Origin of the sequence: Pyramidobacter piscolens W5455, from assembly GCF_000177335.1 — a bacterium.
Classification (GTDB): Bacteria; Synergistota; Synergistia; order Synergistales; family Dethiosulfovibrionaceae; genus Pyramidobacter; species Pyramidobacter piscolens.
The window spans coordinates 20,455-32,359 of the sequence record NZ_ADFP01000061.1 but is presented as its reverse complement, the minus strand read 5'-3'; the positions used below and the strand labels follow the sequence as shown (position 1 = coordinate 32,359).

The following is an 11,905-nucleotide window of genomic DNA, read 5'->3' as shown; positions in this document are numbered from 1 at the left end:
GCAGGCGGTCGTGCTCGGCGCGCTGATCGGCCTGTGCATGACGGCGGCCGCCGAATCCTGCGCCGATTCGTACGTCGCCTGGATGCACGCCGCGCCCGACGTAGCTCCCGACGCGGCGGCCTATATGCGCATCGTCGGCGCGTCCATGCCTTTTCTCGTGGCGGAGCGGACGATGGCGGGCGTGCTCCAGTCCGCCGGCGACACGGTGACGCCGATGAAGATCTCCGTCGCCGCCAACCTGTGCAACGTGGCGGGCAACTTCCTGCTCATCTACCCCAGCCGGAATCTGGACTGGCTGGGCGGCCTGCCGGTGTGGGGCATGGGCTGGGGCGTGCGCGGCGCGGCGGTATCGACGGCGGTTTCGATCGTTTTGGCGGCCGCCGCCATGGCGGCGGCGCTGAGGCAGCGCCGGGACGAGCTCGAGCTGTCGGCGCCGCGGTTCCTGCGCTTCGAGAAAAAACGCCTGGACGATCTGCTGCGCGTCGGCGTGCCGATCGCGGCCGAACGCATCGTGCTCTCCAGCGGGCAGATCCTCTACATGTCGGTGATCTCCGCGCTGGGCACGGTGGCCGTTTCGGCGCATTATCTGGCGACGACGGCCGAAGGCGTGTGCTACAATCCCGTTTACGGCATCGCCATCGCCGCCACGACGCTGGTCGGTCAGGCTCTGGGCGCGGGCGACGAACGGCGCGCCGAGGCCGAGGGCCGGGCCTGCATCCATCTTTGTCTGGCCGTGATGGCGGTGGTGAGCACGGGCATGTATTTCGGGGCCGAATGGCTGATCCGCGTGTTCACGTCCGACGCGGCCGTGATCGAACAGGGCGCGCGGGCGCTGCGCATCGTGGCGTGGGTGGAGACGCTTTTCGGCGCGGCGCTGACCAGCTCGGGCGCGCTGCGCGGCGCGGGCGATACGGTCATGCCGCTGTGGCTGGGCATTTTCTCCATGCTGGGGCTGCGTCTGGGCGCGGCCTGGCTGTTCGTGCGCGAACTGGGGCTGGGGCTGGCCGGCGCGTGGTACGCCATGGATCTCGATCTGGGCGTGCGCGGCGCGCTGCTGTGGCTTTATTTCAATTCCGGCCGCTGGAAGTTGAAGAGCCGCCGCCTCGCCGCGCGCACCGGCCGATAGAGAGCGGATATTCATACTCGTTTTCGTAAAAAAGGGCACAGTTTCTCCGCCCTTTTTCAGAGCGCCAACGGCGCGTCGAAATCTGCATGGAATCGCGTGCCGCACGTTTTTTTGCGGCACGGGCGCGCGAAGCGCGGCATTTTCGATGAGGCTTTTTCATTGAAAAAAATTGGTCTCGGAAAGCAGGACACCGTTCGGCGGCGCTTCATTGCCGGAAGAACGTTTTTTTGAGCGTCGAGAGTGATGTCGGAAGGGAGATTTTCGATGGAGCAACAGGTGGAAGCGTTGAAGCAAAACGCCGAGCTGCGCGCGTTCAACACCGTAGTGGAGCTGATCCGTCAGCGCGAGATCGTCCCCGGGCAGCGGCTTTTCGAGCCGGATCTGTCCAAACGGCTGTCGATGAGCCGCACGCCGCTGCGCACCGCGCTCAGCCGGCTGGTTGCGGAAGGCATTCTGGTCAAGGAGCGGGGCCGTAAAGGCTATCTGCTGCCGGCATTGTCGTCGGAGGATATGCGGCAGATTTTCTACAGCCGCGCCGCCGTGGAAGGGGCCGCCGCGGCGCGGCTGGCGCATGCCTGCACGCCGGAGCACGTGATGGTGCTGCGCGCGATCAACGCCAAAGAAGCGGAGCTGTTCGGACGAGAGCGGCAAACCCCTGAGGAAAAAGCGCAGTACGCGCAACTGAACGAAGAGCTGCACCGCCTGATCGTCTCCTTTTCCGGCAACGTGTACCTGCTGCGCTTCTTCAACAGCAGTTATTGGCGCTCCACGATGTATACGCTGCTTTACACCCGCTTTTATCGGGAACGAACGCGCCCGACGGGCGAAAACGTGCCGAGCTGGAAGGAACATTCCCTGATCATCGACGCGCTCGAGGCTCACGAGGCGGAGCGCAGCCGCCGGCTGATGGAGGAGCACGTGCTGAACACGTTCCGTTACCGCTCGCTGTTGGAGGAAACGGAAAGACAATAACGCGTTTTTTCTATGATGGAATGTCCGCACACGCGGCGTCCGTCATTTTTTTTGCGTGGAAGTTTCCGCTTTTTTCGTTGGAGATTGCCGGAGACGCGAACGAAAGAAATTTTCGCGCGGGAGAATGTCTTTTATTGACAAGTGAAGTATCTTTAACTATACTAATCGCACGGATTCAAATCTGTATCCAATCTTTTGTCGCCCGAAAGGCGGCGCGTTGTTTTTTTGCGGCCGGCGGTTCCGTGCCGGCCCGCGGCGTAAAGGGCCCTGACGAAGGGCACGGTTTTGTTTTTGATACGGGAGGATTGAGAGGTATGGCGGAAAAAACGGCAAAGCCGCACAAGGAAGTCAAACTGGGCGGCGCGATTGCGATCATGGTGATGATCCTCGCGATCATGATCGTCGGCAAACTGTTCATGAACTTCGACACGGGCATGCTGTGCCTGATCGTCGCGCTGGCGACGACCGTCGTGTACGTGTTCGGCTACGGCTTCACCTGGGATTATATGTTCAAAGAGGGCGTCATCCCGATGGTCGCCCGCGCCTCGGGCGCGATCCTGATCCTGCTGATCGTCGGCCCGATGATCGCCATCTGGATGGCCGGCGGCACGGTCCCGTATCTGATCAAGGTTGGCCTGTCGATCCTCCGTCCCAGTACGTTCCTGATCTCGGCCTCGGTGATCTGCGCCATCTCTTCGGTGCTGACGGGCACTTCGTGGGGCTCGGCCGCCACGTTCGGCGTGGCGCTGATGGGCATCGGCCACGGTCTCGGCATCAATCCCGCCGCCACCGCCGGCGCGGTCATCGCGGGCAGCTACTTCGGCGACAAGATCAGCCCCATTTCCGACACCACGGTCCTGGCGGCTGCGACCGCCGAGTGCGACATCATGGACCACATCAAGTCGATGATGTGGACGACGCTGCCGGCGTTCTGCATCGGCTTGGCCGTGTACGCCTACGTCGGCTCGTCCAGCGCCGACACGATGGACATGACCCGCATCAACGAGATCGTCGGCGCGATCGAGAAATCCTACAAGCTGACGCCGCTCGTGCTGATCCCCGCGGGCGTCATGCTGGTGCTGTCCTACATGGGCAAGCCGACGATCCCCGTGCTCTGGGCGTCGATGGTTTCGGCCATACCGTTCGCGATGATGCAGGGCCATTCGCTGCCCGCGATCGTCAAGATCATGGCCAGCGGCCCCAAGGCGGCGACGGGCGTCAAGGTGGTCGACAGCCTGCTTAGCCGCGGCGGACTTTCTTTCATGTCCGGCTCGGTCGTGGTCGTGTTCTTCGCCTACATCTTCGCCGGGCAGCTCGAGTGCACCGGCACGATCAAGGTGATCACCAACGCCATGCGCGAGCGCTTCATCAAGAGCAGCGTCGGCCGCTTGGTGTTCTCCACCTCGCTGACGGGCATTATCACCGCGCTGGGCACGGGCAACTCCTACCTGAGCATCATCATGCCCGGCATCATGTACCGCGATCCGTTCGACGAGTTCGGCATTCGCCGCAACGTGCTGTCCCGCACGCTCGAGGATTCCGGCACGGTGGTCGTGCCGCTGATCCCTTGGTCGGCCGCGGGCGTTTACATGGCGTCGGTGCTCGACGTGCCGGTGCTGGAGTATCTGCCCTGGACGGTCATGTGCTACGCGGGCGCGGTGCTGGCGTGGATCTACGCGTTCTGCAACATTGCGATTTTCCGCAACAAGACTGCGGAAAGCAAATAATCGCGTTTTGGGACAGGAAATCGCAGACCGCACCGGCCTGCGATTTCTTTTCGTGAAGTTTTATGGATCGTTTGTTGCGAATCGAGGAAAAAAATAAATGCATAATCCGCTGCTTCTGAAGAATATCGACCTGTACGCGCCCGAGCACGTGGGCCTGACCGATCTGCTGATCCTTGGCGGCGCAATCGCCGCCGTGGAAAGAGGGCTCGACGTGAAAATCCCCGGTCTCGAGACGATCGACGCGGAGGGGCTCGTCGCCGCTCCCGGCATCGTCGATCATCACAATCATTTCGGCGGCGCCGGCGGCGAAGGGGCGTTCAATTTCCGCACGCCGCCCGCTCAGCTTTCCACGTTCGTCAAAGCCGGCATCACGACCGCGGTCGGCCTGCTGGGGACCGACGGATTCAGCCGCTCGCTCACCGAATTGTTGGCGAAGGCCCGCGCGCTCGACATCGAAGGGCTGAGCACGTGGATGTACACGGGCTCCTATCAGCTGCCCGGGCCGACGATCACGGGCAAGGTCGGCCACGACATCGCCTGGATCGACAAGGTCATCGGCTGCAAGATCGCGCTGTCCGATCACCGCTCCTCGCATCCTGCGGTGGAGACGATCCGCGCGCTGGTTTCCGAAGCGCGCGTGGCCGGGATGCTGTCCGGCAAAGCCGGCGTCGTCTGCGTGCACATGGGCAGCGAGGCTTCGGGACTGGAGCCGCTGCGCGAAGCCGTGAGCGGCACCGGCGTGCCGCTGAGCCAGTTCATGCCGACGCACACGACGCGCTGCCCCGGACTTCTCGACGACGCGATCGCCTGGGTCAAGGCCGGCGGCGTGGCCGACATCACCGCCGACGAAAAGACGCCCGGCGCGGTCGCCCGCTACGTGGCCGAAGGCGCCGACCTGTCGCACGTCTGCTTCAGCTCCGACGGCAACGGCAGCATGCCGCGCTTCGACGCGGCGGGCAATTTCGCCGGCATGGGCGTCGGGGATCCCGCCTCCATCCTTCAGGCCATCGGCGACTGCGCGCGGGCGGGCGACGCGCCGCTGGAAAAGATCTTCGCGTTCGCCGGCGCCAATCCCGCCGCCTGGCTCAAGCTTCCCGGCAAGGGCCGGCTGGAAAAGGGCTGCGACGCCGACCTGATGATCCTCGACAGGGATTACCGCCTGCGCACGCTGATCGGCCGCGGCCGCGTGATGATGCGCGACGGCGAAGTGCTCGCCAAGGGCACCTTCGAAGCGTAACGGTCCGCGAAAAATCACGGAGGATCGAAAACTGCCTTCCCGGCGCTGCGGCCGGGAAGGCGGTTTTTTGTTTTTGCGAAAATTCGCGGCGGCAGAAGCCTCGAAAGCGGCGGGGATTTTTTTGCCGGAGATTTTTTGCCGCCGTTCGCGTCGGGAATTTACGCGCGTTGGGCAATCTGTGTATAATAGGATCCGGCGGGAAAATGGCGCGCTTTTTCCCCGCCGGAAGGGGAGAAAAGGACAAAAATGGAGCGTTTTACGAAGAGGATTTTCGCGGCGCTCGCGGCGCTGTGGCTGTGCGTTGCGCCCACGGCATCGGCGGCCGCCGACGATTACGATCCGGTCAACACGGTGGTGGCGCTGAATATGGCCGTGGTCTCGGTCAAGCACATGACGGCCAGCCGCGACCGGATCGTGCTCGATCAGGAGTACCGCAGCATCATCAACAACCTCAGTCTCGGCGACATCGCCAGCGACGGCGAAATCGTCAAGCTTTACAGCCGCCTGCTGGACACGATCAACACTTACCGTCTCACCGAAGAAGAAGGCAAAGTTTTTCAGGGCGTGTACGACAAACAGCAGCATCATGCCCTGGTCTCGTCGCTGTCGAAGATGTGGCCGGTCGGCGGCGACCTCGACAGTTTCTTCGCTTCGCTGTTCAGCGGCGGCATCACGGCCTATTTCGGCTACCGCAGCGAAATGGCGGAGATCCGCAACACGATGGATCAGAAGATGTGGGCGCTGAAAAAAGAAGCGCTGACGGCGCTGAACGATTTGCAGAAGGAGCTGCTGGCCGACTCGTGGGCGCTGCTGCGCAAATACCGCCTGCCCGACGCCTACCGCATCAGCCAAGAGGATCTGGACTATCTCGAGCAGACGCTGGCGCAGCCCGACAAGCACAAGGCGCTGCTGATGTTTCCGGCGTTGAAGAAGTCGTTCGGCGCCTATCCTCCGTTCTGGTATTACTATGGCGAGGCGGCCGGCCGCTGCGGCGATGTGAAGACGGCGCTGGCCTGCTTCGACGAGTTCGACCGCCAGTGGCGGCGCGTGCTGCGCCGCGACCCGTACAAAGTGCAGACGGCCAAACAGCGCATCCTGCTCGACCAAAGCCTGCCGCCGTCCCGCCTCAAAGAGCTGCTGGCCGAGATCAGGGAGAACATCGGGCCGCGCGATTGGCTCGACAATCTCTTTTACGGCACGGTCAGCTGGGCGCTGGGCGAGCGCAAGGCGGGAATGACGGCCGTGCGCAACAACGTGCTGTTCGAGGCGGAAACGCAGATCAGCCCTGTGGTGCTCGCGTCCATGGAGTCCGGCGATTTCGACATGACGCACTTCCGCCGCGAGTTTTGGCGCGTGCTGGCGAATGTGAACGCGCCTGCGGAGACGCTGGATCTGCTGACGGCGTGGTTCAATCACGAGGACGGCGCGGCGCGGCGCATGGCGATGGAACTGCGGCGCCTCCATCCCGACGCTCCCGTGCCCTGTTATGTGGAGGCGCAGCTGTGGCGCGGCAGCCTCGGCGTGCCTCAAGGACGCGTCCGGGCGGGATCTCTGCTGGCTCGCCACGAAGATCTGGCGCGGCGCGGCGGCGAAATTTACGCGGCGCTGGCGAACTTTTGCCGCGTCTATGCCGGTCAGGGGCGAGAGCGCGCGCAGTTCCTGCTCGGTCAGATTTGCGAAAACGGCTGGGGCGGCGAAAAGGAACCCTTCGAAGCGGCAAAATGGTACCGGCTGGCCGCCGAACAGGGCAGCGACGTCGCTCAGGAACGTTACGCCAGCCTGTGCGAGCGGGGCGACGGCGTGAAGAAAGACGCCGACGAAGCGGCCCGCTGGTATCTGCGCGCCGCCCGGCAGGGCAACGAGCTGGCGCAATTCAGCCTTGGCGGCTGCTATCGCGCCGGCCGCGGCGTCGGGCAAAATCTGGCCGAGGCCGCTTCGTGGTTTTTGAAAAGCGCCCGCCAGAACTACGCTCCCGCGCAGAAGGCCCTTGGCGAGCTGTACAGCAAGGGGGCCGGCGTGCCCCGCGACGACGAGGAGGCTTACAAGTGGACGTGGCTGGCTCGCCTGAACGGCGCCGCCGGCACGGCGCGCCTCATCAACAGGCTGGAAGGGCGCGGCATGTTCCGCGGCGCCAGGCTTTCGGCGGAAGAATGCGAACGCGCCCGGGAGGCCGCGCGGAAGCTCTTTGAACAAATGAACGCTTCGTCGTCCGCGGACGATGAAACGGAAAACCGTTGACCGGCAACGATGTTCCACGTGGAACACCGAAAGCGGCCGGAGGCTGATGATCGAGAATCCATCGGCTTCCGGCCGCTTTTCGTCGGGCGCGGTTCAAAAAGCTCTTTTCATAAAATCGCCCGCCGCGGGGCGCGCATGGCATGGCGGAAAATCTTCCCGCGCCGTCCGTGCAAAGGCCGGGCGCGCGTGATACAATCAACGCGATGAGTTTGTTGAATCAGCGGGCGCGGAGCGCCGCCTGCGAAAGCGAACGGATGGCACTGGAGGAATGAGGATGAAAAAATTTTCCGCTTTTTCGCTGCTGAAAACGGCCGCCGGGCTGGCCGCGATCTTCGCCGCCTGCGCGGGGATCGAGGGATTTCGCCAGCTGCGCGAGCCGAAGCCCGAGCCGGAGATCGTCCGCCCCGTGCGCACGGTCAGGCTCGACGGCGGCGCGGTCGAGAACGTACATCGCTATTTCGGCACCGTGCAGGGGGCGCAGCGCGTCAACCTGTCGTTCCGCGTCTCGGGGCCGCTGCTCGAACTGCCGGTTGAAAAGGGCGTCGCCGTGAAAAAAGGCGACCTGCTCGGGCGCGTCGATCCGCGCGATTTCCGGACCCGCCTGACACAGGCGCAGGCCGTTTTGGCGCAGGCGCGCGCCCAGTACAACGACGCCGCCACCAACTTCAAACGCTACGACGAGCTTTACAGGCAGAAGGTCATCGCCGCGGCGCAGTACGACGCCTACAAGACGCAGCTGAACGTGGCGCGCTCCGCCGTGCAGCAGGCCGAGGCCCAGGCCCGCACGGCCGCCGACGCGCTGCGCGACACCGAGCTGCGCGCCCCCTTCGACGGCGTCGTCGTCGACCGCATGGCCGAGAAATTTCAGGACGTGCTGCCCAAGCAGCCCGTTCTCAGCCTTCAGGATATTTCCACGCTGGAGATCGTCTTCGCCGTGCCCGACAAAGACGTGCTGAGCGCGCCCGTGCCGGCCGGCATCGACGCCCGCGATCTGGCGCGGTACGCCGCTTCTTTCGGCATGGAGGCCCGTTTCGACGCCATCGGAGGGCGGGCTTTTCCGGTGCGTCTCAAGGAATTCGCCGCGCAGGCCGATCCGCGCACCAAAACCTATCCCGTCACCGTCGTCATGCCTCAGCCGGAGGGCGCGCGCGTGCTGCCCGGCATGGCCGTCACCGTGACGGTGGATTTTTCCGCCGGCGCGGCGGAAAACCGCTTCCTCGTGCCCGAGCCGGCCGTGTTGGCCGGAGAGAACGGCGCGCGCTGGTTGTGGCGCTTCGAGGACGGGCAGGTCCGGCGCGTGCCCGTGACCGTGGCCGGCTGGAAAGGAGCGCAGCTCGAAGTGAGCGGGGAGGGACTGCGCGACGGCGACCTGATCGTCACGGCCGGCGTGCATTTTTTGAAGGACGGTCAGAAAGTCCGCCTCATGAAAGCCGGTGAACGGTCATGAGCGTCGCGCGCGCCAGCCTGAAACGCCGCGCCGTCGTCCTGTTCCTCTGCGCCCTCGTGGCGATCGCGGGCGTGGCGGCGTATTTCCGAATCGGCAAGTTGGAGGATCCTTCCTTCACGATCAAGACCGCCGTGGTCACCATCGTCTATCCCGGCTCCACGGCTTACGAGGTGGAACGCGAGGCGACCAGCCGCGTCGAGGACGCCGTGCAGGCCATGGGCGAGATCAAGCGCCTCCGCTCGCGTTCCGTGCCCGGCATGGCCATCGTCTACGTGGACATCAAGGACAAATACACGTCGAAAGATTTGCCGGAGATCTGGGACGTGCTGCGCCAGAAGCTGAACGATGTGCAGGTCTCCATGCCCGCGGGCAGCGCGATCATGGTCGACAACGACTTCGGCGACGTTTACGGTCAGTATTACGCCCTCGTCGGCGACGGCTACACGATGAAAGAGCTGTGGGACTACGCCGATTTTCTCAAAAAGCAGCTCGTGCTCGTGCCCGGCGTGGCCAGCGTGAAGATTCTCGGCGAGCAGAAAGAAGCCGTTTACGTGGAGTTCTCGGCTACGCGCCTGTCGTCGCTGGGGCTGGCGCCGAATGCCATCTTCAACGTGCTGAACCAGCAGAACACGCTCTCGGCTCTGGGCACGACGACGCTGGGCGACCGCTTTGTGCGCGTCTCGCCGACGGGCGCCATCATGTCGGTGGACGACATCGGCGATCTCGTCATCGGCGGAGTCGGCGGGCAGCTGATCCGCCTGCGCGAGGTGGCGACCGTGCGCCGCGATTTCGTCGACCCGCAGAGTTTCATGATGCGCTTCAACGGCCGTCCGGCGCTGGGCATCGGCATCGCCACGGTCACCGGCGGCAACGTCGTAACGATGGGCGAGAGCGTTTCGAAGCGCCTGCGCGAGCTGGAAGTGCACCGCCCGATCGGCATGGAACTGAACGAGATCTACATGCAGTCCGACCAAGTGACGCGATCGGTGCAGGATTTCATCGTCAACCTGATCGAGTCGCTGGCCATCGTCGTCGGCGTGCTGCTCGTGTTCATGGGCATGCGCACCGGGCTGATCATCGGCGCCGTGCTGCTGCTCACCGTGGCGGGCACATTCGTTTTCATGAACGCCTGCGGCGTGTTCCTGCAAATTGTGTCGCTCGGAGCGTTGATCATCGCGCTCGGCTCGCTGGTGGACAACGCCATCGTCGTTTCCGAGAGCATGCTCGTCGGCGTGGAACGCGGCATGGACATCGAAGACGCCGCCGATCAGGCCGTGGAAGGCTCCAAATGGGCCATGCTGGGCGGCACTTTCATCGCCGTGCTGGCCTTCGTCCCCATCGGCCTGTCGCAGGACAGCACCGGCGAATTCTGCCGCTCGCTGCTCCAGGTTGTGGGCATTTCCATGATGCTGAGCTGGGGCGCGGCGCTGACGGTGACGCCCGTTTTCGGGCAGATCATGCTCAAGCCGTCGAAGCAGAAGGACGATCCTTACGACCGGCCATTGTTCCGCGCGTACCGCGCCCTGCTCGAAGGCTGCCTGCGCCATCGTTTTCTCTCGATGGCGCTGGCGGCGGCGCTGTTCGCGCTCTCCTGCTGGGGGCTGGCGCGCCTTGACACGTCGTTCTTCCCGGACGCCAACACGGCCTACTACACCGTCGATCTGTGGAGCGACGAGGGCGCGTCGCTGGCGGCGCAACGTTCGGCCGCCATGGAGCTGGATCAGTTTTTGCGCGCGCAGCCCAACGTGAAAAACGTTACCGATTTCATCGGCGGTGGCAGCCTGCGCTTTATGCTCACCTATTCGCCGCCCGATCCCGACACGGCCTACGCGCAGTTGCTGGTGGAGATGAAAGATCCCGAAGACACCCGCGCCATGCTGCTGCGAACGCAGCAGCGCCTCGACGAAGAAATGCCGCAACTGACGGGCGTGTGCAAGCTCTTCTCCAAGGGCAGCGGCATGGCGCCGAAACTCGAAGCCCGCTTTTACGGCGAGGATCCGGCCGTGCTGCGCGATCTGGGCGAGCAGGCGCTGCGCATCGTCGAGGCCGATCCCAGCCACAACTTCGCGCGTCTCGACTGGCGCCAGCCCGTGGAAGTGATCCATCCGCGCGTGCTCAAGGATCAGATGCAGAATCTCGGCCTGACGCGCCCGCAGCTCAACCAGGCTTTGCTCATCGCCACCACGGGGCTGCCGATCGGCGCCTTCCGCGACGGCGACAAGACGCTGGCGATCATGGCGGCCCTCGTGCCCGAACAGCGCAATCGGATCGACCGGATCAAATCGCTGCCCGTCTGGGCGCCGGCCGCGAACGCCACCGTGCCGCTGGGCACCGTGATCTCGTCGCTCGACGTGGACTACGAAGACAATATCGTCATGCGCCGCAACCGCAGCCGCGTGCTCACCGTAGCCAGCGAAGTCAAGCTCGGGCACAACGCCGACGCCATGCTGGAGCGCGTACGCGCCCCGATCGAGGCCATCGAGCTGCCCGTCGGCTACTCGCTGGAATGGGGCGGCGAAAAGGAACTTTCCGACGACGCTATTGGCGGCATGAAGGTGGCCTTTCTGCCCGCGCTGCTGACCATGTTCACGATCATGGTGTTCCTGTTCAACGGCTTCCGCCAGCCGCTGATCATCTTCGGCGTGCTGCCGCTGATCCTCATCGGCGTCGTCGGCGGCCTGTGGCTGGCGGGCATGAGCATGAGCTTTCTGGCCATCATCGGCACGCTCAGCCTTGTCGGCATGCTGGCCAAGAACTCGATCGTACTGCTCGATCAAGTCAGCGCCGATTTCGCCGCCGGACGCGACCGTTACGAAGCCATCGTCGAAGACGGCGTCGGCCGCCTGCGCCCCGTCGCCATGTCGGCGCTCACCACCGTGCTCGGCATGGTCCCGCTGATCTGGGACCTGATGTTCGGCCCCATGGCCGTGACCATCATGGCCGGACTCACCGTCAGCACCATCCTGACGCTGATCGTCATCCCCGTCCTCACCGCCGTCGTCTACAAAGTCCCCTGCCTGCCGAAAAAACGCGGCTGACCGAAAGCGTCCGCGCCGCGGCGGCCGGACTGAAAAAACGGACGCCGGCGTTTGGCGCGGAAGATAAGACGGCCGAAACGCGAAGGGAATTTTCCTTCTGCGTTTCGGCCGTCCTATCGT

At 64.2% G+C, this 11,905-nt stretch carries 7 protein-coding genes; all 7 read left to right on the top strand.

Annotation, left to right across the window (positions count from 1 at the left end; genetic code table 11):
• On the top strand, nucleotides 1-1,126 hold a 1,126-nt coding region (locus HMPREF7215_RS05615; RefSeq protein WP_009164737.1), incomplete at its 5' end, for an MATE family efflux transporter.
• A 264-nt stretch (nucleotides 1,127-1,390) separates the two neighbouring features.
• The gene (locus HMPREF7215_RS05610; protein WP_009164735.1) at nucleotides 1,391-2,098 is read left to right on the top strand and encodes a GntR family transcriptional regulator; all 708 of its coding nucleotides are present in this window, start codon (nucleotides 1,391-1,393) and stop codon (nucleotides 2,096-2,098) included.
• Nucleotides 2,099-2,412: 314 nt separating this feature from the next.
• On the top strand, nucleotides 2,413-3,825 hold the full coding sequence (gene nhaC, locus HMPREF7215_RS05605; protein WP_040550622.1) for a Na+/H+ antiporter NhaC: 1,413 nt from the start codon (nucleotides 2,413-2,415) through the stop codon (nucleotides 3,823-3,825).
• Nucleotides 3,826-3,922: 97 nt separating this feature from the next.
• Nucleotides 3,923-5,062, top strand: coding sequence for a beta-aspartyl-peptidase (gene iadA / locus HMPREF7215_RS05600; protein ID WP_009164732.1), 1,140 nt, complete (start codon nucleotides 3,923-3,925; stop codon nucleotides 5,060-5,062).
• Nucleotides 5,063-5,308: 246 nt separating this feature from the next.
• The gene (locus tag HMPREF7215_RS12385) at nucleotides 5,309-7,300 is read left to right on the top strand and encodes a tetratricopeptide repeat protein (protein ID WP_009164731.1); all 1,992 of its coding nucleotides are present in this window, start codon (nucleotides 5,309-5,311) and stop codon (nucleotides 7,298-7,300) included.
• 274 nt (nucleotides 7,301-7,574) lie between these two features.
• Nucleotides 7,575-8,747: an efflux RND transporter periplasmic adaptor subunit gene (locus HMPREF7215_RS05590; protein ID WP_009164728.1), complete on the top strand. Its 1,173-nt coding sequence runs from the start codon at nucleotides 7,575-7,577 to the stop codon at nucleotides 8,745-8,747.
• Nucleotides 8,744-11,785 (top strand): efflux RND transporter permease subunit, encoded by a 3,042-nt coding sequence (locus HMPREF7215_RS05585; RefSeq protein ID WP_009164727.1) that lies wholly within the window; start codon nucleotides 8,744-8,746, stop codon nucleotides 11,783-11,785. Before HMPREF7215_RS05590 ends, HMPREF7215_RS05585 begins: the two co-directional genes overlap by 4 nt.
• The last annotated feature ends 120 nt before the right edge of the window (nucleotides 11,786-11,905 follow it).

What these genes read in the sequence shown, in the direction of transcription:
- HMPREF7215_RS05610 (WP_009164735.1), top strand. Translation starts at nt 1,391, where the DNA reads ATGGAGCAACAGGTGGAAGCGTTGAAGCAAAACGCCGAGCTGCGCGCG.
- nhaC (WP_040550622.1), top strand. Translation starts at nt 2,413, where the DNA reads ATGGCGGAAAAAACGGCAAAGCCGCACAAGGAAGTCAAACTGGGCGGC.
- iadA (WP_009164732.1), top strand. Translation starts at nt 3,923, where the DNA reads ATGCATAATCCGCTGCTTCTGAAGAATATCGACCTGTACGCGCCCGAG.
- HMPREF7215_RS12385 (WP_009164731.1), top strand. Translation starts at nt 5,309, where the DNA reads ATGGAGCGTTTTACGAAGAGGATTTTCGCGGCGCTCGCGGCGCTGTGG.
- HMPREF7215_RS05590 (WP_009164728.1), top strand. Translation starts at nt 7,575, where the DNA reads ATGAAAAAATTTTCCGCTTTTTCGCTGCTGAAAACGGCCGCCGGGCTG.
- HMPREF7215_RS05585 (WP_009164727.1), top strand. Translation starts at nt 8,744, where the DNA reads ATGAGCGTCGCGCGCGCCAGCCTGAAACGCCGCGCCGTCGTCCTGTTC.